We start from the raw sequence: 18,302 nt of genomic DNA, 5'->3' as shown, positions 1-18,302 counted from the left end.
GCGTCGATATCTGGAGGAATCATGAAACCCGCTCCTGGTGATGTGGCCGAACGCAGGTGCGGCGACCTGCGCGGGGTGCGAATTGGTCGGTCTCGGCCCCTCTGCTTGCGGCGGGGAATCGGCAGCTCTGCCGAGTCGACGCGAATGCTCCTGGCAACCTGCGAAATCAGTTGCGGGCAGCGTCAATCCGCCGGTAGGGGCCGGAGTTCGGCCCTAAACGACCACGAGAGCATGAACGGGTGTCACCACGTCGAACAGTCTAGCGCTGCACACATTTCGGCGCGATCACGAAACAGACCCCCGGCCTATTAGTATTTCGGCAAAATTTGAATTGATCTAGGAAGTGCCGAGGTTCTGACCCCGCTGTACGCCGGAGCGGCACGCGGTACGAATTCGGCAGCAGGTCGTTTGCGCGGGGAGTCGGCCAGTGCGACCGACTCCCCTGTCGCGCTACCTGTTGTCCGCGTGGCTGGCCAGGCTCGGCCCAGTCGGGACCGGTTGCGTTGCGCTGGCGGTCCGGCGACGGATGAGATCGGGCAGCAGCGTGAAGATCCCGATCGCGGCCAGCGCAGCACCCAACCAGAGCGGGGCCCGTAGGCCGAAGCTGCTGATGGCCAGTCCGCCGATCGAGGATCCGATGAGGACGCCGAACGTGATGAAGGAGGAGTGCACCGTGTTGACCAGCGGCCGCGCGTTGCCGGTGCGCTGCACGCGGGTGATCATCGCCGGGTTCATGGTGACGCCGACCAGGCCGATGCCGAGCATGAAGATCACCGCCGGGATGCTGAGGTGGGCGAGCAGCCCGAACCCGACCAGGAAACCGAGGTTGAGGACCAGGCCGACGAGTAGGACGGGGACGGTGTATCGGTCGGCGAGACGTCCGACGACGGTGTTGCCGATGACGGTGGCGGCGCCGTAGGCGACGAGCAGTAGCGGGACGACGTCGGAGCTGAACCCGCTGACCTCGGTGAGGATCGGGTTGAAGTAGCTGAACGCGGCGAACGTCGCTCCGATGATGAGCGTGCTGGTGGTCAGCACCAACCACAGCTTGGGCTTGCGGAAGGCACCCAACTCCTGCCGGAAGTCGCCGCCGTCGCCAGCGCTTTCCAGTCGCGGCACACCGACGCTGGTGCACAGCGCGGCGACCACCGCGAGTGCGGCGATGGCCCAGAAGGCGGCCCGCCAACCCAACCGCTCGCCGACCAATGTGGACAGTGGCATCCCCAGCAGGGTGCCCAGCATCAGCCCGTTCATCGCCACCGCGATGGCTCGGCCGCGCACCTCCGGACGCGTCAGCTGGGCGCACAAGGACAGCGCGATGCCGAAGAAGGCTTGCGAGGCCACCCCGGTGATGATCCGGGCTACCAGCATGACGCCGTACCCGGACGCGGTGGCCGCCAGCAAGTTGCCCGCCAGGAAGATCGCGAACAGCGACAACAGGGCTGGCTTCGGACGCACTTTCAGCAGCGCGACGGTCAGGAAGGGCCCGCCCAGCGCCATCGCCGCGGCGAAAGCGGTGATGAGGTAGCCGATCTGCGGGATGCTGGCGGCCAGCCCGTCGGCCATCTGCGGCATCAGTCCCGCGACGACGAATTCGCTGGTCACCATGGCGAAAATCCCCAAGGCGAGGATGTACACGGCGCGTGGCATTGACGTACTCCCGGTTTTGAATTGATCAGTTCAAAATTTGGGCACAACTCGGCACCAGCGCCGAGTACGGCTTGTTTCAGGAGGTCAGCGCGTCCAGAGCTGGCACGGCAATCGACTCCAGGACGGCACGATCGGCGCCTGCCTGCCCGGAAACCCGCATCCCACCGATCACCGCGTTGACGAAGCGGGCGAGCGAGTCCGCGTCGCGGGTGGAAGTGATGTCACCGTCACGCTGCCCCGCCTCGATCACCGCTCGCATGCTGGCCAATCGGCGCTCGTTGTCGCGGTCCAGCACCTTGGCAGCCTCCGGATCACGCCCGGCGAGCTCCACGGTGGAGTTGACCGTCAGGCAACCGAAACTGCGTCCACCGCGACGGTTCTCCAGTTCGGCGTCGATGATCGTGGCCAGCAACGCACGGATCCGCTCCAGCGCTGGCAACGCCGAGTCCTCCAGGATGGCGAGCTGGGTGGCCGTGGTGGTGTTGATGTAGCGGGTCAGCGCCCGCATGAACAGGTCGTGCTTGTTGCTGAAGGTGTTGTAGATGCTGCTGCGACCGAGACCGGTCGCCGCGCACAGATCCTGGGTCGAGGTCGCCTCGTAGCCGTTCGCCCAGAAGGTGCGCATCGCCGCTTCCAGCGCTCGGTCCTCGTCGAACAACCTCGGTCGCGCCATGGCGACAACCCTAACAGTTTTTGGAACGATCTGTCCAATATTTACTCGACGCGTTGGGCAATGGCCGCCAGCTCGCGCAGCGGTTGTGCCAAGACCACGGCGAGCTCGGCGTCGGTTTCGCGCAGCTCACCCAGAAACGCAACGGTGGCCGCACGCAGGGCGCGGTCGAGTTCGCCGACGTAGAGGCCACCGACCAACGCATCGCGCACTGCTGCCGTGACGTCGGGCGGCAACTCGTCCGCGCCCTTGGCATGCGCCGCAGGTAGACCCAGCCGAAGGCAAGCGAGGGCCAAGACATGGTCGCGAACGCCGCTGATCCAGTACTCCGCCTGCCATGCGGCGCCGCGTTCGATAGAAGTCCGGGCGTGCAGCAGGTGGTGCCAGGCCAGCCCGATCAAGTGGGCCGCATTGGCGGATCCGGGTTGCCGCCGCACGGCCTCGCCGAAGACGACCTGGAATTCACCGTCGCCGAGCGGCCGGAAATCGGCAGCAGGGGCGAAGCCGAGATCGATCTCCAGCAGGCCTGGAAGCAGGAAGGCCCGATAGGTCACCAAACCCGCCTGGAGATCGAAGTGGTGCACCGCGCCGAGGTCCCGGTAGACGAACGCGCCCCAATCCCCCAGCACGTCCGCGACCGCATTGCCTTCGGCCACGCCGAAGAAGAGATCGATGTCCGACCAGCGGTCCTCGGTGCCGCGCGCTGCGGAACCGGTGATCGCCGCACCGGCGATCCGCTCGTCCTCGCGAGCTCGCGCGAGCAGCTTCGCCCGCACCCTCTGACGTCGATCCGCCGTGAACATCGCACTCCGATCTTCGATCTCCAATAACAATACCGGTATTGCTATTGGGGCCCGGCGGGCCACGGCCGGGCAATGACTGTCACGTCCTCCCAACGGACTTCGTCTGGTACGTGGATGGGCCGCGCCGCCCGATCGACAACCACCACGGAGGCATGCGATGAAGATCCTGCTCGCCGGGGCCACCGCGACGATCAGCTCCGCACTGCTACCCCAACTGCACGCCGCCGGACATTCGATGATCGGACTCACCCGCAGCGCCAGCAGCGCTGAGCGGCTGCGGGCCGCCGGGGTCCAACCCGTGATCGCCGACATGATGGACGCCGACGCACTGCTGACCGCCCTCGACGGACACAGCGCGGACGCGGTGATCCACCAGGCCACCGCGCTCACCCGCACGCCGATGTTCCACCGCCATCTGTTCGCCACCGACGCGCTGCGCGAGCAAGGCACCCGCAACCTGCTGCGTGCGGCGACCAACCTGGGCGCCCGCCGTTTCCTCACCCAGTCGTTCTTCCTCGGCTACGGCTGGCGGGACCACGGCCCGGCCCACCTCACCGAAGACCAGCCATTCGGCCAACTCGGCCACGGCCCCTTCGGCCGCCACCTGCGATCGCTGCGGTCCAATGAGGACCAGGTCCTCGGCGCGGCAGGCATCCACGCCGTCGCCCTGCGCTACGGGCTGTTCTACGGACCCGAGCGGTCCACCTTCACGATGATGAACCTGGCGCGACGACGGCGACTGCCCGTGCCGCGTCCAGCGGCCACCCTGCACCTCGTCCACATCACCGACGCGGCCTCGGCCACCGTCGCCGCGCTCGACCGCGGTCGAGCCGGTCAGGCCTACAACATCGTCGACGACCAACCCGTCGCAATGGACCGCTACCTCGACGTCTTGGCCGCCGCCGCAGGCGCACCGACCCCGCGGCGGATCCCCGCTTGGCTGCTGCACGCCACGCCCTACCTGCACGCGCTGCTGGTCCGCACGCACATCCGCCTGGACAACAACAAGGCCAAGCGCGAACTGGGGTGGGCGCCGACGTACCCGACCTACCGCGAGGGGCTGCCATCCGCAGCCACCGCGCTGCGCTGACCGACGATCATGCCAAGACCCGGTGGTCTATTCAGGTCGCCGGTAACGGCCAGGCGCCACGCCGAACTCGCGCTTGAAGGCCTTGGCGAAGGCGAATTCCGAGGCATAGCCGACCCGCACGGCAATCGAGCCCAGCGGTGTGTCGGATTCCCGCAACAGGCGTGCCGCAGTGGTCATTCGCCACCACGTCAGATATGCCAGCGGCGCTTGCCCGACCAAGGTGGCGAAGCGTCGAGCGAAGGCTGCTCTGGACAGCCCGGCCTGCGCGGCCAACTCCGCCACCGTCCACTTCCGCGCGGGCTCCTGGTGCATGGCCCGCAATGCCGCGGCTGTCGCGGGATCTCCCAGCGCAGCGGCCCAACCCGTGTGCGCGTGCCCGGCTTGCTGATCCAGCCAGGCCCGCAGGATGTAGAGCAGCAGCGTGTCGAGCAGCGCGGGCACGATCGCGTCCGCGCCAGGACGAGGATCGCCGAGCTCAGCGCCGAGCAGGTCCACCGCCGCGCGCAGCGACGGATTTCCACCGACCTCGGCCGGAACGTGGACGAACTCGGGAAGCTCCGTCAGCAGCGGATGCATCCTCGCTTGATCCAGCAAATACGCGCCGCACAACAGGACCGTGGTAGCTCGAACCCTGCAACACCACGTGGAACCCCGCTCCCGCGAAGGAGCCGAAACGCATTCCCCAAGGCGCGGTTTTGGGAGTACGCGACGAATGCGGCTTGCCGCCCCGCATCGTCAAGATCGCGTCGCTGAGCACGTCCACCCGGCCATGGTATCGGCAACACCGCGCACCCACTACGTCGACACAGCTGGCGAGCAGGGCTATCTCAAGCAGGTTTTCGACAGCTTCTCGACGGCTGCCGAACACGCCGGGGTGACCGTGATCCCGGGTCTGGCCGATGATGGCGGACCCGGCGACCTCATCGCGCACCTCGCGGCCGAGCGCGTTGCGCAGATCGACGAGCTGACCATCGCCGACCTGCGCAAGCCCTCCGGAGCCACGCGCGGCACGGCGCGCTCCATGCTCTCGGTGCGCCAAGAAGACCACCTCGTGTACCGAGACGGCGAATGGGTGCGAACCAGTGCGGCAAGCCGCTCGTCCATCGCGGTACCGGGCCTGTCCGAGGCAGTCCCGACGATCGAGTTCGCGCTGCCCGGAGTTGTCACCATTCCCAGGCATGTTGAAGTTCGGCGGGTGACCAGCGTGCTCCGCGACGAGGTCGCAGCGGCGTTCAACAGCATCACCCCGGAGCTGGTGGAAGCGATGCCCGAAGGGCCTGCCGAGGACGCCCGCCGCGCTGCGCGGTGGCTGATGGCGGTCGAGGTCGTCGGCGACGACGCGCAACGCGCGGCAGGCGTTGCCAAGGGCGTTGACGGCTACGGAACGACCGCGGTGATCGCGGTCGAAGGAGCGCGCCGCCTTGTCGTGGACGGGGCGAAACCGGGAGTGCTGGCCCCAGCCCAGGCATTCGATCCGGCGAACTTCCTCGACTTCCTGGCGCCGTTCGGAGTGACCTGGTCCGTCGAGTCGCGCTGACCGCGAAATACCTTCCAGGCTGGTCACGAACTGCGAGCTTGGACGGAATGCGCCCGCGCTGCGCGGGAAAGCAGGTAACGGAGGGTCGCGTGCTGGACGGGCACGAGCATCGGCCACAGGATTCGACTGGCGCGGCGGTGGTGTTCGACGAAGGTAGCGAGAAAGTACGTCTGCTGCGAGACATTCGTCAACTAGTGTTTCGGACATGGGACCACGAAGGCGGTTGACGCCTGATCAGCGTCGCGCCGAACTCCTCGACGTCGGTGCGCAGTTGTTCGCGACGCGGCCCTACGACGAGGTGCTGATGGAGGAGGTCGCCGAACGGGCCGGGGTGTCACGCGCCAACCTGTACCGCTATTTCTCGACCAAGCGCGACTTGTTCGCCGCGATCTACCGGCGCGCGGCTGACGATCTGCTGGCGGTGGCGAAGATCGATCCCGCCGGGTCGATGATCGAACAGGTATCGGCTGGCCTGGACGCCCACATCGACTACTTCGTCGCGAACCGGCAGACCGTGTTGTCCGCGAACCGGGTGCTGTCCGGCGACCCGATGATCCAAGCGATCATCTCCGACGAGCTGGGGCAACTCCGGCAGCGCCTGCTCAAGTCGTTGGAGCTCGACGGTCTGCACCGCGACGTCGCATCGGCAGCACTGCACGCTTGGCTGGTGTTCGTACGCGCGATCAGCGTGGCATGGCTGGCGCATGAAACGTTCTCCCGCGCCAAGCTCCGAGACGTGTGCCTCGGCGCACTGCGGGGCGCGTTGAGTTCCGCTGCCGATCGCGTTGAGCCGCATGCGAACGAACCTCCTCGACCAGCCGAGGCACCATCCGGACGAACGCGTTGATTCAGCGGACCGACGTTCGCTGTCCTACGACTTGCGCTTCGCACTGGCCTCGAAGACACCGGCAAGCTCACCAAGACGCATTCGCTGGCCATCGAATCGAACTCCCCAGCCAACGCAGGTGGGCGAGCCGAACGGTTTCGACTCCCGACCTGACCTTTCGGTGGTCACCAAGCCAGTGTGTTGCCCACGCCAACGCTGACGCCATGGAATTTCCGATCAACATCCGGGTTCGGCCGGTCGGATGTGGATTCGGGTGCTGATCCGAAGACCAGCCCCGGATTCGGGGCTATACCGCGAATCACCGCTCTGCTGTTGGAGTGCCGTTATTTGAGCGGTACTGCCCTCCGGCGTCCCGGTAGCAGGCGCCGAAAAACCAACGATTCGCTACGTGCACGCAGGTCAGCACGCCGATTCGTGATCTTGATGTTGGTGGGCTAGGTCCCGGCCAGCGGTACACCGATCTGGATGTCGAGGGACGACACGTGATCGTCACCATCGACGAGGCCCCGGCGCGCGTCGACGATCACGACCGTCCCGGCCACGATTCCAGCGAAACTGGTACCAGAAAGACGGCAATCCTCGATGCGCTCGGTGACCGGGCGGCGAACCTCCTCCGTCAGGAATGTGAGCCCACGCGGAAACTCCTCGCTGAGCGGATGCCGTTGCCTGCCCGACTCGATCCAACTGCCGATGCCGAACCTGGCCGAGACGATCTGGTCACCACGGAGCGAAACCTCAAAGTACCCGTTCGACTCGACGCGGTTGCAGGCCTGCTGCGGTGGATAGGCGCAGTCGTATCCGCCAGCCCGGAGATCGTCGACGGCGGAGCTCATCGGCATCGCGTAGTGCTCGGCACCGAACGGCCAGCGGCGCACCGAGGTGTCCCGGGCGGTGACGACCAGCCCGTCGACGGCGGAAAGGATGTAGTCGGCATGTCGGTCCCGCCACGCCGTCCGCAGGATCTCGGGGTCACTTCGCCCCGCCCGCTGTCTGCGATCATTCTCGAAATCGTCGCTCTCCCGCAGTACCCGGTCACCGGCGTCAGGCCAGATCGCGGCTAGCGCTGGCACCGCAGCGGCGGTGATCAGATCGTCGCTCCCGGTGCCCATCGAAGTGCGTGGGAACCACACCCAGGCCAGCTGGTCGTCGTGGTCGAGCACGAACTGCGCCACCTGCGGAGCAACCCCGTTCGTCACGTCCCGGTGACCGACCCGGCACCACAGGGCACGACCCTCCGCATTGGCCCGGACCTGCGCGCAGAACCAACCGGCGTCGACCAATGGCGTTGTGATCAACTCGGCCGTACCGCCGGGTGGGATCGGTTCGGCCCACGAGCTCTCCCCCGCCGCATCGTGTTCGTACACTCCGGCGGGCGGTAACGTCGGCGGCTCGACCGACCCGGTGCAACCGGTCAACGCGACCGCACCCAGAGCCATGCCTGACAAAGCAACCACGATCAGTCGAGCGGTCGCCCAACATCGGCGCGCGGGTGCGGACAACGATCGAGGCATGGAGCTCATCCAAGCAGGTGGACCAGATGAACCACCGGTTGACTGCGGGAAAGCGTCGCGCTGTGACACGTGTTTGGCAGGGCTGATTTTCGACGCGTGCTACCGAACCGCACGAGTCCAGGTGCCAGCTGGCACCCATGCGTAACGCAAGCGCGGTCGCGGCCGACTTGACGGGCGAAAACCCGGAGGACACACATGGGCGCCAGCCGTGAAGAGATCGTCGACTACTGGGCAAAAGTTGAGGATGAGTGTGGCATGGCATTCGAGTGGAGCGAAGCCCACGAACGGTGTTGGCGCTGTGGATACAGATCCCAACTGGAGAAGTGCCATATAGTCCCCACGTCACTCGGCGGAAGCGCTTCGGCGGACAACCTCGTGTTGTTGTGCGGTCGGTGCCATCGCGAAGCACCGAACCACCAAGATCCCCAGTACATGTGGAGATGGTTGCGAGCAACGTGCGTCCCGCTCTACGACACCTACTGGACGATCCGTGGCTGGGAAGAATTCGAGATCATGTTCGGCAGAAAGCCACTTGAATGCTTCCTGGAAGCCGGGATCAAGGGCCGCGCTCTGGCAGACGACTACCGTGATCTGATGGAGGACGAGTTTGCGAGAACCATCATCCACTTCGGCGAAGGTCGCCTCAACCCGTCAACCATTGCCTGCGTTATCGCAGAGATCGAGAAGAAACTGGCCCGCCGCCACGGCATCACGCTCTCAGACACACCGGCGACGCGAGCACGTCAAGGGATCATGGAGACTCGTTGAGCGTGACTCCCGAAAACGGAACACCACAGTAGTCGGTCCGGTTTCGCTTCGCCCATGCCGTTCACTGGATAGCGTTGCCAACAGTTGTGCCAGTGAGGCCGACGAGGACGGACGCCAGCAGGCCAGCGGCGAGTGCGAGGTGAGCCGTGTTCCGGCCCGGTCTGCCCTGGGTTTCGCGGAGTCGCGTTTCTGGATCTCATGACACGACGGCCGTCTTCTCTAACCCCATCGGCGTCAGCATGCTAAGGCTGCTGCGGCGGCGCTGCCGTCGCCACGTGTAGATCGTCTGGTCACTGATCCCCAGGTCCCTGGCCACGTCGGCGATCTTGCGGCCTGCCTCTATCAGGTCCAGTACCTTACGGCCGGAACTCCGGCGGGTACCCATGTGCCCATGCCACCCTTTCAAGATCGAGTGGCACAAGAACCCAAGAATCTGTCTCCGGAGAGAACCCAGGGGGCACGCTGGGAACTCCACCAAAGCCGGGGCCGTTCAGCCGGATAATGAACGGCCGACGATGAAGAACTGGGCGCCCAGTGCGTCGCCGACGGAGAGCCCGCCGAGCGAGTCGTATGCGAGGTCCAGACACGCACGTGCATGCAGAACAATGCGCATCAGCTGCGATCTGTCTTGTGAGGTAGCAGTGACGTTGACGAACGCGAACATCCCGCTGGGACCACTGGCAGGTGCTGAGCTGACGCTGTGGTGCACCAAGTCCGGCCGACTCTGGCACGGAGACGGCGACTGCCCCGGTCTGAAGCAGCAAGCGCGCGAGGTCGTTCAAGCTCAGCCCCGCAAGGGTTCCATCGCAGGCCTGGTGTCACCGGGGCAGGTGCATTGCGTCCCACCAGGCCCGCTGGCGGACCATTTCGCTGCGGGCCAAGCGCTGGTCGAGTTCGACGCTCGCACCGACTCCCTCATCCAACGTCTGGAACAGGGCAAGATCGACCTGACCGCGTTCGACCTCGCCACCGTTCGACAGAAACACCCGAATGTGGTCAAGGCACCGCTCGCCAAGGTGTGGAGGCAGTGCCGCGAGCGCAGAGAATCGTTCCTCGAAAAGCTCTCCGACGAGCTCACCGACCGGCTCCCGGTGATGGTCGCGGCCGCGTGGCTGCGCACCAACAAGCGATCAATGCAGGACGTCAAACGTTGCAAGTACGCCAGGTTCAAAGACGTCGCTGCACGAGAGTTCAATCCAATAGACCGGCTCTCAGAATGGGACGTGAGGGACCTGGCAGGTCGACACGTACTCCCCAAGTTCCTCGATCTGGTCAAGGAGGGCGAACACCCCGGCTCGGCAGCGGCGAAAGTATCAGCCGAGCAAGCGGGATGGGCACGCCGAGCGATCGAAGAGATGCTGCCAGATCTCCCAGATCAATCCGACGAGGGGTGGACGACTCTCCCAGATCAAGTCCACGAAGCGTGGAAGAAAACGACACAGCTTTGGATCGGACTCCTCGACGGAATCTGCACGGCGCACCACGGTGAGACCTTTGCTCTCTTCCACGAAGGTCAGCTCCCATTGCCGACGTACGCGATCCACCGCTTGTTTCCCTGTGCCCGAATCAGAACGACCATGTTCACCTGGCTCGCGGGACGCATACCGGCGATCTTCCGGTTGTTCCTGCAGGAGCGCATCGTCGGCCTGATCGGGCTGGAAGTGGACCACGAGCATCCGCACGTCTACGACGACAACAGGCCCGCACTGTTCCTCAAAAACCTCTTCACATGGCACGGGTTTCCAGAGCTAGCGAAACATGTGGAGACCGTCGTGTCGGATCCGCCTCGGCGGCCTCCGGTCGACACGAGCAACATCAACGATTACTTCCACGGCTTCGGCTCCGGCATTCGCGACAACGGGCTCACACGCGCACAGTGCAACTACGCGGCCAGCGCGGTGTGGAGGGATCGACGACTGCGCAAGGGGTGGCAGTTCGAGGTCGATGACGAGCCAGACGAGCCCACCATCTCCGTCAAAGATCTTCCCTCCGCAGTAGTTCGCCTACTGGAACAGGGAGACGCGGCCGAACTGCTGTCCGCGATCCAGCTGCACGTCCGGCGAGACCAGTTGGCCACCGTACGTCAGGCCGTGCAGAAACCCGGCAGTCTGGAGGGGGACATCCAGACTGCGCTGAGCAACGCGTGGTGGATGTTCGGCGGCGAGTTCGTCGGGGAGGCGGTGCGACGCCGCTTGGTGGACACGATCGAGCTCGACATCCCGCTGCTCCAGCCGGATGGTGTGCTACACGTCGTGGAGCTGAAGCGGGCCGATGTCCCGGTCGTGCGACGCCATCGCAACGGCCTCATCGTTGCAGCCGTGGTGCACGAGGCGGTTGGCCAGACGATGAACTATCTGACCCTGCTGGACGAACAGCGCGCCAACTTGCTGAACGAGTTCGGTATCGATACCCGCCGGGCGAGCGCGACAGTCGTCGTTGGGTATCCCGATTTCCAGCAAGATCTGACTGCCGTGGAGATCCACGAGACGTTGCGCATCTTCAACAGCCATCTCAGCCGGGTCGAGGTCATCACCTACCAGCAGCTGCTCGACCGTGCGGAACGCGTTCTCGACCTGGTGGGAAAGCCTGACGGAGTCTCTGCCCCAGCAGCAGACACCCCGTCAGGATTCTGAGTGCTGGTGGAATGCACTTATTCGTACCGTGCGGTACCCCGGGGTCCGAGCCGATCGCTGGACGGCCCGCGCAGCCTCCTGGTGCGACATTTTCTACGCGGATCGCTCCAAACCCGTGCTGTTCTTCATGGTTAAGCCAGACGAGAACTTGGTGTCATACGTCTGCCACGGGTACAGGTTCGAGAAATCGGCCAACCGACGTACGAGTTCCAGCCGACGCTTAACTGTCTCTGGCTTGAGAAACCAGACCCGCTGCTGCCGCGCCCAGCCCTCCAGCATTGCCTCGAACACCGCCGACGGCGGATCGAAAGGGACAACCCCGTCAGCGAGCACCAGATGTGCCGCTCCAGGCAGATCAACTCGCCGCTCCACGACGTTGCATCAAATACAACATCGTTGAACCCAGTCCAGGCTTCGCAGGCCAACGCACCCGAAGGGGGAGCCAACCTGGACGGCCGACTCCCCCTTCACCAGCACCTTCACGCCTCTGCGTCAGGTGCCCAATGTTGCGTTAGATGCGATAAATCCCAATCTCAGCTGCAGCCCGAGGTGGAGCCGCATCCCTCGCACAGGTAGCAGGAACCCGATGGGCGCATCTTGGTGCCGCAGGTCATGCACAGCGGTGCGTCCGCGGCCTTGCCGAGTCGCAGCTCCAGCAATTCGGTGGAGCTACCCGCCCGTCGCTCCTCGTCCTTGTCCGCGGACTTCGTGTAGTCCACTGTGGAGCGCAGCGTGTCCAGGTCGACCTCGCTGACCTGGCTCGGCGTCACCTCCGTGCCGTTGACCTGTGCTTCCCGCTCGTCGACCGTGAAAACACCCAGCTGGGCCCGCTTTTCGTACGGCAGGTAGTCCAGCGCCAGTCGACGGAACAGGTAGTCCAGCACGCTGCTGGCCATCCGGATGTCCGGGTCGTCGGTCATCCCGGCAGGTTCGAAGCGCAGGTTCTGGAACTTCGAGACGTAGAACTCCAGCGGGATGCCGTACTGCAGGCCCACCGAGATCGACATCGAGAAGGCGTCCATGACACCAGCCAGCGTCGAACCCTGCTTGCCCAGCTTGACGAAGATCTCGCCCAGCCCGTCGTCCGGGTACGAGCCCGCGTGCAGGTAGCCCTCGGCACCGCCAACCGTGAACGACACCGTCTGGCTCGGGCGCTTCTTCGGCAACCGCTTGCGGACCGGGCGGTACTCGATCTGCTTCTCGACCGCCTTGTCCTGCTCCCCCTTGTCGCCCTTGCCCACCGACAGCGGCTGGCCGACCTTGCAGTTGTCGCGGTAGATCGCCAGCGCCTTCAGGCCCAGCTTCCAGCCCTCGAAGTAGAGCTGCTCGACCTCCTCGACGGTCGCCCCCTCAGGCATGTTCACCGTCTTGGAGATGGCCCCGGAGATGAACGGCTGCACCGCGGCCATCATCCGCACGTGGCCCATCGGCGCGATCGAACGCTCGCCCATCGCGCAGTCGAAGACCTCGTAGTGCTCCGGGCGCAGCCCAGGAGCATCGATCACGTGGCCGTGCTCGGCGATGTACTCGACGACGGCTTCGATCTGCTCTTCCTGGTAGCCCAGTGCCTGCAGTGCCCGCGGCACCGTCTGGTTGACGATCTGCATGGAGCCGCCGCCGACCAGCTTCTTGAACTTGACCAGCGCCAGATCCGGCTCGATCCCGGTGGTGTCGCAGTCCATCATCAGACCGATGGTCCCGGTCGGGGCCAGCACCGACGCCTGGGCGTTGCGCCAGCCGTTGCGGGCACCGATCTCCAGACCTTCCTGCCACACCTTCGTCGCCAGCTTGTGCACGGCGGCGTCGTTGCGGTGGTAGGTGCGGACCAGGTCGTTGGCCGCCGCGTGCTTGCGCATCACCCGCTGGTGGGCCTCGGCGTTGCGGGCGTAGCCGTCGTACGGGCCGACCACCCCGGCCAGCTCCGCCGACCGCTTGTAGGCGGTGCCGGTCATCAGCGAGGTGACCGCAGCCGCCAACGCCCGGCCACCGTCGGAGTCGTAGGCGTGGCCGGTCGCCATCAGCAGCGCGCCCAGGTTGGCGTAGCCGATGCCCAGCTGCCGGAACTTCCTGGTGGTGTCACCGATCGCCTCGGTCGGGAAGTCCGCGAAGCAGATCGAGATGTCCATCGCCGTGATGATGAACTCGACGGCCCTCTCGAACAGCTCGGCGTCGAAGGTCAGGTCATCGCGCAGGAACTTCAGCAGGTTCAGCGAGGCCAGGTTGCAGCTGGAGTTGTCCAGGTGCATGTACTCGGAACACGGGTTGGACGCGGTGATGCGGCCCGTCTCCGGCGAGGTGTGCCAGTCGTTGATCGTGTCGTCGTACTGGATGCCCGGATCCGCGCACTCCCAGGCCGCCTTGGCCATCTTGCGGAACAGTTCCCGGGCCTGCACGGTCTCCAGGACCTCGCCGGTCATCCGGGCACGCAGCCCGAACCGGCCGTCGCTCTCCACCGCGCGCATGAACTCGTCGGAGACCCGCACCGAGTTGTTGGCGTTCTGGTACTGCACCGAATTGCTGTCGGCGCCACCGAGATCCATGTCGAAACCGGCGTCGCGCAGCGCCCGGATCTTGTGCTCCTCACGCGCCTTGGTCTCGATGAACTCCTCGACATCCGGGTGGTCGACGTCCAGGACCACCATCTTCGCCGCGCGACGGGTCGCCCCACCGGACTTGATGGTGCCCGCCGACGCGTCCGCGCCGCGCATGAACGACACCGGACCGGAGGCGGTGCCACCGGAGGACAGCAGCTCCCGCGAGGAACGGATGCGGGACAGGTTCAACCCGGCCCCGGAACCGCCTTTGAAGATCAGGCCCTCTTCCTTGTACCAGTCGAGGATCGACTCCATCGTGTCGTCGACGGACAGGATGAAGCACGCCGACACCTGCTGCCTGGAGCTGGTACCGACGTTGAACCACACCGGGGAGTTGAAGCTGAACACCTGGTGCAGCAGCATCCAGGTCAGCTCGTGCTCGAAAATCTCGGCGTCGGCATCGGTGCTGAAGTAACCGTGCTCGACACCCGCGGCAACGTAGGTCGACACCACTCGATCGATGAGTCGGCGAAGGCTGTTCTCGCGGGCTTCGGTGCCCACCGCGCCACGGAAGTACTTGCTGGTGACGATGTTGACGGCGTTCAGCGACCAGAAGTCGGGAAACTCCACCCCACGCTGTTCGAAATTGACCGAACCGTCCCGCCAGTTGGTCATCACCACATCGCGGCGCTCCCACTTGACCTCGTCGTAGGGGTGCACCCCCTCCGTGGTGTAGACGCGTTGCACCCGGATGCCCTCACGGGCACCTGTGTCCGACTCCCCCGATGCGCCGGCCGGGCTACCGACGGTCTCTGTCATGACCTGACCCTCTTCCTTGTCACTCGCTCGTCGTGCTTCGTCGGCCCCGTCCGGGCTCCCCGTCCGGTTCGGTCGTGACTCTGTCCTCAGCGGCGCCCCACCCCGGGACGTCGGCTGACGTTTTGTGTTTCCGGCCCCGTGGCGGGGCGTGCGCCGACGCGGCTTACTCACGGCTGCTCTCCGCGCTCTGCTCGGCACCGTCCTGCGCGGCGCGGCGGGCCGCGCGGAGGTCGGCGATCTCCTTCTCGAAGTCCTCCACCGAGGAGTACGCCCGGTATACGCTCGCGAAACGGAGGTAGGCGACCTCGTCCAGCTCCCGCAGCGGGCCGAGGATCGCCAGCCCCACTTCGTGGCTTGGCAGCTCGGACACGCCGAGCGACCGGACGGTCTCCTCCACCTGGTGCGCGAGCTGCTGCAGCGCGTCTTCCTCGACCGGCCGCCCCTGGCAGGCGCGACGCACGCCGCGAACCACCTTCTCGCGACTGAAGGGTTCGGTGACGCCGGAGCGCTTGACCACCGAAAGCACGAGTTCCTCGATGGTCGTGAACCGCCGACCGCACGTCGAGCACGATCGCCTGCGCCGGATCGCCTGGCCTTCCTCGACCTCCCGCGAATCGACGACCCGGGAGTCCTCGCCGCGGCAGAACGGGCACCGCACCGGCTCTCACCCCCTTCCCCAGTTTGGTCGTGACCGGCCGTAGGCAGCCAGCGACCGACTCACCCTCCACGGGTACTCGAACATCTAAAGCCCAACCTGTGGACTAAATACACGGGCGTAACTACTAGATGTTGTGGTCGACTCTAATCCGCACCGCACCGCTACGCAAACTCGACACACCGGCGCGGCACGACCGGATGACACCGACTTCCCCGCAGCGGCAGGAACCCCCAGGTCGCCACCGAACCACCGATCGCGAGTCCCCCGATCAGTCGCCGATCGGCACCTGCAGTAACCGGCCGGCCTCCACCGCGGGCTCGTCCAACCCGTTGAGCTCGACGATCCGCGCGACCACGGCGCGCGGATCGTGCTCCGGCGCCACGCGGCCCGCGATCTCCCAAAGCGTGTCCCCCGCGTGCACTTCCACCACAGCCGTATCGCCCGGCAGCGGCGCGTCGCCGAGTCCGAACAGCCCCACCAGCATGACAATGAGGAAAGTGAAGATCGCCACCGAGGTCAGCCAAAGCCACTCGCCGCTCCGGCGCGCCCGGCCGCATGCGGCGACCTCTCCCGCCCGCACACCCGACCCGCGTGCGATGACGCGGCCGGGCGCGCGTCGCGCACCCTCGCGCGGCCGGGGCATCGCGACCGGATCGCCCACCCGTCGCCGCGCGGCGACCTCCCGCTCGGCCGGACGTGCCCGTCTCGCCGCATCGATGAACGTGGTCATGATGCCTCCCGCACCGAAATTCATGATCGAATGGATGTTCGATCGAACCTGCGTGCGATTGTGTACTACGGGTACCCCACAAGGCGAGACCCGTGGCTGAAAATTAACTCGAACAGGTGTTTGATCTCTACGTTTCTCCCGTCTACTGTGGAAACCGGGCGGACCGAAGTCCCCCGCGACCAGCACCGCAGTTCGGACGGACAGGAGGCAGCGGTGGCGGATAATGCGACCGGCTCGATCAAGGGCCGCGTAACGGACGTCAAGGACGACACCCAGGCCGACGTGCACACCCTGCCCGAACCGGCCAGTGGGGCCGAAGAACTCAGCGACCGCCAGCTCAGAGTGCTGGAGGCCATTCGCAAGTGGATGCGCGAACATGGCTATCCGCCCAGCGTTCGCGAGATCGGTGATGCCGTCGGGCTCACCTCGACCTCGTCGGTGGCGTACCAGCTCCGCGTGTTGGAACGGAAGGGCTACCTGCGGCGGGACCCGCATCGACCACGCACCGTCGGGGTGCTGGTCGGCGGCGAGCAGGAAGGGGCGGAACCGGCCGGGCAGACCAAACCGGCGTACGTGCCGGTGGTCGGTCGCATCGCAGCCGGTGGCCCGATCCTGGCCGAGGAATCGATCGAGGACGTCTTCCCGCTGCCGAAGGAGATCGTCGGCGACGGCACGCTCTTCCTGCTGAAGGTGGTCGGCGACTCGATGATCGATCTCGCCATCACCGATGGTGACTGGGTGGCGGTGCGCCAGCAGCCCGACGCGGAGAACGGCGATGTCGTGGCGGCCATGATCGACGGCGAAGCCACGGTGAAGACGTTCAAGCGAACCGACGAGCACGTGTGGCTGCTGCCGCACAACCCGGCGTACGAGCCCATCCTCGGTGACGATGCCGCGATCTTGGGCAAGGTGGTCGCCGTGCTGCGACGCCTCTGACAGTCGGGACAGCCCCGACGGGATACACCTGAGTCGGGAATCCGCAGCGAGACGGCGTCCGCGGTACCGCTACCCGGGGCGCAGAACGGGTCGAAGGCAGGCTCTAACGGATTCGGCGGCGCAGTCGACCGGCGAGGAAGACGAGGACACCGGCCAGCGCGGCCGCGAGCAGCAGCGCTTGGCCGGTGGACATGCCGGACTGCTGGGTCGGCGGTTGCGCTTGGTCGGTCTCACCACCCGGTGGCGAAGCCGATCCACCGCCTCCAGTCGGCGTATCGGCCATTGCCGCTGCCGCGGCCCCGGGAATCCGGCGGATCGGTTGGTTGCCTTCGGAACCGGATAGCAGGGTGCCGTCCGGTTCCCATGCGATGGCCTCGCCCTGCTGCTCGTTGGGCAGCGGAATGCGCAGCGGTTCACGCTGGAGCGCTGCGACCAGATCGCCATCGGGAGCGCTGTACAGGTACGCCTCGGTGTAGGTGCGGATTGCGGCGAGCGTGCCGTCCTGACTGACCGATCCCCCGGTCGCCAGGACTGAACCGACCGTGCCGCTCATCGGACCGCCCGGAGTTTGGGTGGAGCGCAGCGAAATCGAGCCGACCTTTTCCAACGGCACGGTGCGGTCGGCCGCGAGTGCTCCAGTGGGGCGGTAAACGCCCGCCGAACCGATCGGCTCCTTCGTGATGATGTGAGGAACACCGGCCCGGTCGAGCAGCAATGCTTCGGCATCGTGCGGGCCGTCCGGGTAGGCGAGGCGGTACAGCGTCGCCCCGCCGCCCGGCGGCATGACGTGCAGGGCGATGTCGTCGCGGCGGCGACCGTTGTCCCCGGTGTCGGCCAGCCACAGCGATCCGTCACGCCCCAGCGCGAGGTCCTCGATGTCGTACGGGTTGATCGACGCCGTGCGCACCGCGCGGACCGAGCAGTCGGCCGGATCGAGGACGAGCACCCGCAGCGAACTGCCGCCATCGCCGACCGCGTACCAGGCTGATCCGTCCGATGCGAGCCCGGACAGCTCGGCGAGTCGATCGTCGTCGACGCGGCACTGCTCGACCGGCGCGGGCAACTGCTCGGCAGCGGCCCTCGGTGCTGCCGAGACCGTTCCCGACACCATCGACA

At 66.0% G+C, this 18,302-nt stretch carries 17 protein-coding genes and 1 pseudogene; 6 read left to right on the top strand and 12 right to left on the bottom strand.

What is annotated here, in order from left to right:
* Positions 1 to 450 precede the first annotated feature (450 nt).
* The 3 genes from ACTWQN_RS15580 to ACTWQN_RS15570 all read right to left on the bottom strand — a co-directional run bounded on the left by ACTWQN_RS15580 (position 451) and on the right by ACTWQN_RS15570 (position 3,123).
* Positions 451 to 1,650, bottom strand: coding sequence for an MFS transporter (locus ACTWQN_RS15580; RefSeq protein ID WP_443204181.1), 1,200 nt, complete (start codon positions 1,648 to 1,650; stop codon positions 451 to 453).
* A 76-nt stretch (positions 1,651 to 1,726) separates the two neighbouring features.
* Positions 1,727 to 2,323: a TetR/AcrR family transcriptional regulator gene (locus ACTWQN_RS15575; protein WP_443204180.1), complete on the bottom strand. Its 597-nt coding sequence runs from the start codon at positions 2,321 to 2,323 to the stop codon at positions 1,727 to 1,729.
* A 41-nt stretch (positions 2,324 to 2,364) separates the two neighbouring features.
* Entirely contained in the window at positions 2,365 to 3,123 is a 759-nt protein-coding gene (locus tag ACTWQN_RS15570) for a nucleotidyltransferase domain-containing protein (protein WP_443204179.1), read from the bottom strand.
* Positions 3,124 to 3,280: 157 nt separating this feature from the next.
* On the opposite strand from ACTWQN_RS15570, the gene ACTWQN_RS15565 reads away from it, so the two are divergent.
* The gene (locus ACTWQN_RS15565) at positions 3,281 to 4,213 is read left to right on the top strand and encodes an NAD-dependent epimerase/dehydratase family protein (RefSeq protein ID WP_443204178.1); all 933 of its coding nucleotides are present in this window, start codon (positions 3,281 to 3,283) and stop codon (positions 4,211 to 4,213) included.
* 27 nt (positions 4,214 to 4,240) lie between these two features.
* Here the strand turns inward: ACTWQN_RS15565 and ACTWQN_RS15560 are convergent.
* Positions 4,241 to 4,976: pseudogene (locus tag ACTWQN_RS15560) on the bottom strand (helix-turn-helix transcriptional regulator).
* Positions 4,977 to 4,982: 6 nt separating this feature from the next.
* Here ACTWQN_RS15560 and ACTWQN_RS15555 point away from each other — a divergent pair.
* Together ACTWQN_RS15555 and ACTWQN_RS15550 are read left to right on the top strand one after the other, a co-directional pair.
* Positions 4,983 to 5,750, top strand: a complete 768-nt coding sequence (locus tag ACTWQN_RS15555) for a saccharopine dehydrogenase family protein (protein ID WP_443204177.1) — start codon at positions 4,983 to 4,985, stop codon at positions 5,748 to 5,750.
* A 205-nt stretch (positions 5,751 to 5,955) separates the two neighbouring features.
* Complete coding sequence (locus tag ACTWQN_RS15550) at positions 5,956 to 6,597, top strand: TetR/AcrR family transcriptional regulator (protein WP_443204176.1); 642 nt, start codon at positions 5,956 to 5,958, stop codon at positions 6,595 to 6,597.
* 434 nt (positions 6,598 to 7,031) lie between these two features.
* Here the strand turns inward: ACTWQN_RS15550 and ACTWQN_RS15545 are convergent, their stop codons facing one another.
* On the bottom strand, positions 7,032 to 8,033 hold the full coding sequence (locus tag ACTWQN_RS15545; protein ID WP_443204175.1) for a hypothetical protein: 1,002 nt from the start codon (positions 8,031 to 8,033) through the stop codon (positions 7,032 to 7,034).
* A gap of 270 nt (positions 8,034 to 8,303) precedes the next feature.
* Between ACTWQN_RS15545 and ACTWQN_RS15540 the strand changes: the two genes are divergently transcribed.
* Entirely contained in the window at positions 8,304 to 8,876 is a 573-nt protein-coding gene (locus ACTWQN_RS15540) for an HNH endonuclease signature motif containing protein (protein ID WP_443204174.1), read from the top strand.
* 196 nt (positions 8,877 to 9,072) lie between these two features.
* Here the strand turns inward: ACTWQN_RS15540 and ACTWQN_RS15535 are convergent, their stop codons facing one another.
* Entirely contained in the window at positions 9,073 to 9,261 is a 189-nt protein-coding gene (locus ACTWQN_RS15535) for a transposase (RefSeq protein WP_443204173.1), read from the bottom strand.
* A 105-nt stretch (positions 9,262 to 9,366) separates the two neighbouring features.
* Positions 9,367 to 9,540 (bottom strand): hypothetical protein, encoded by a 174-nt coding sequence (locus tag ACTWQN_RS15530; RefSeq protein WP_443204172.1) that lies wholly within the window; start codon positions 9,538 to 9,540, stop codon positions 9,367 to 9,369.
* Here ACTWQN_RS15530 and ACTWQN_RS15525 point away from each other — a divergent pair.
* A complete protein-coding gene (locus ACTWQN_RS15525; protein ID WP_443204171.1) occupies positions 9,524 to 11,509 on the top strand; it encodes a Shedu anti-phage system protein SduA domain-containing protein in 1,986 nt (661 codons plus the stop codon). The genes ACTWQN_RS15530 and ACTWQN_RS15525 overlap by 17 nt on opposite strands.
* A gap of 93 nt (positions 11,510 to 11,602) precedes the next feature.
* On the opposite strand, the gene ACTWQN_RS15520 is transcribed toward ACTWQN_RS15525, so the two are convergent.
* The 4 genes from ACTWQN_RS15520 to ACTWQN_RS15505 all read right to left on the bottom strand — a co-directional run bounded on the left by ACTWQN_RS15520 (position 11,603) and on the right by ACTWQN_RS15505 (position 16,250).
* A complete protein-coding gene (locus tag ACTWQN_RS15520) occupies positions 11,603 to 11,881 on the bottom strand; it encodes a hypothetical protein (protein ID WP_443204170.1) in 279 nt (92 codons plus the stop codon).
* Between the two features lie 161 nt (positions 11,882 to 12,042).
* Positions 12,043 to 14,862 carry a vitamin B12-dependent ribonucleotide reductase gene (locus ACTWQN_RS15515; RefSeq protein WP_443204169.1) on the bottom strand — a complete coding sequence of 940 codons (2,820 nt, stop codon included), beginning with the start codon at positions 14,860 to 14,862 and terminating at the stop codon, positions 12,043 to 12,045.
* Between the two features lie 163 nt (positions 14,863 to 15,025).
* A complete protein-coding gene (gene nrdR / locus ACTWQN_RS15510; protein ID WP_443204168.1) occupies positions 15,026 to 15,520 on the bottom strand; it encodes a transcriptional regulator NrdR in 495 nt (164 codons plus the stop codon).
* Between the two features lie 268 nt (positions 15,521 to 15,788).
* Positions 15,789 to 16,250, bottom strand: coding sequence for a LysM peptidoglycan-binding domain-containing protein (locus ACTWQN_RS15505; protein WP_443204167.1), 462 nt, complete (start codon positions 16,248 to 16,250; stop codon positions 15,789 to 15,791).
* A 213-nt stretch (positions 16,251 to 16,463) separates the two neighbouring features.
* Here ACTWQN_RS15505 and lexA point away from each other — a divergent pair, with 213 nt between their 5' ends.
* Positions 16,464 to 17,186, top strand: coding sequence for a transcriptional repressor LexA (gene lexA / locus ACTWQN_RS15500; RefSeq protein WP_443204166.1), 723 nt, complete (start codon positions 16,464 to 16,466; stop codon positions 17,184 to 17,186).
* A gap of 103 nt (positions 17,187 to 17,289) precedes the next feature.
* Here the strand turns inward: lexA and ACTWQN_RS15495 are convergent, their stop codons facing one another.
* A complete protein-coding gene (locus ACTWQN_RS15495) occupies positions 17,290 to 18,297 on the bottom strand; it encodes an NHL repeat-containing protein (protein WP_443204316.1) in 1,008 nt (335 codons plus the stop codon).
* Between the last annotated feature and the right edge of the window lie 5 nt (positions 18,298 to 18,302).

It is taken from the genome of Saccharopolyspora antiqui (assembly GCF_052246905.1).
GTDB lineage: Bacteria > Actinomycetota > Actinomycetes > Mycobacteriales > Pseudonocardiaceae > Saccharopolyspora.
Note: the sequence above shows the minus strand (reverse complement) of the source record. Positions and strands in the feature narration are given on the sequence as shown.

Bases quoted from the DNA above. Each gene is read 5' to 3' on its own strand.
- ACTWQN_RS15580 (WP_443204181.1), bottom strand. From the start codon at position 1,650: ATGCCACGCGCCGTGTACATCCTCGCCTTGGGGATTTTCGCCATGGTG.
- ACTWQN_RS15575 (WP_443204180.1), bottom strand. From the start codon at position 2,323: ATGGCGCGACCGAGGTTGTTCGACGAGGACCGAGCGCTGGAAGCGGCG.
- ACTWQN_RS15570 (WP_443204179.1), bottom strand. From the start codon at position 3,123: ATGTTCACGGCGGATCGACGTCAGAGGGTGCGGGCGAAGCTGCTCGCG.
- ACTWQN_RS15565 (WP_443204178.1), top strand. From the start codon at position 3,281: ATGAAGATCCTGCTCGCCGGGGCCACCGCGACGATCAGCTCCGCACTG.
- ACTWQN_RS15555 (WP_443204177.1), top strand. From the start codon at position 4,983: ATGGTATCGGCAACACCGCGCACCCACTACGTCGACACAGCTGGCGAG.
- ACTWQN_RS15550 (WP_443204176.1), top strand. From the start codon at position 5,956: ATGGGACCACGAAGGCGGTTGACGCCTGATCAGCGTCGCGCCGAACTC.
- ACTWQN_RS15545 (WP_443204175.1), bottom strand. From the start codon at position 8,033: ATGGCTCTGGGTGCGGTCGCGTTGACCGGTTGCACCGGGTCGGTCGAG.
- ACTWQN_RS15540 (WP_443204174.1), top strand. From the start codon at position 8,304: ATGGGCGCCAGCCGTGAAGAGATCGTCGACTACTGGGCAAAAGTTGAG.
- ACTWQN_RS15535 (WP_443204173.1), bottom strand. From the start codon at position 9,261: ATGGGTACCCGCCGGAGTTCCGGCCGTAAGGTACTGGACCTGATAGAG.
- ACTWQN_RS15530 (WP_443204172.1), bottom strand. From the start codon at position 9,540: ATGTTCGCGTTCGTCAACGTCACTGCTACCTCACAAGACAGATCGCAG.
- ACTWQN_RS15515 (WP_443204169.1), bottom strand. From the start codon at position 14,862: ATGACAGAGACCGTCGGTAGCCCGGCCGGCGCATCGGGGGAGTCGGAC.
- ACTWQN_RS15505 (WP_443204167.1), bottom strand. From the start codon at position 16,250: ATGACCACGTTCATCGATGCGGCGAGACGGGCACGTCCGGCCGAGCGG.
- ACTWQN_RS15495 (WP_443204316.1), bottom strand. From the start codon at position 18,297: ATGGTGTCGGGAACGGTCTCGGCAGCACCGAGGGCCGCTGCCGAGCAG.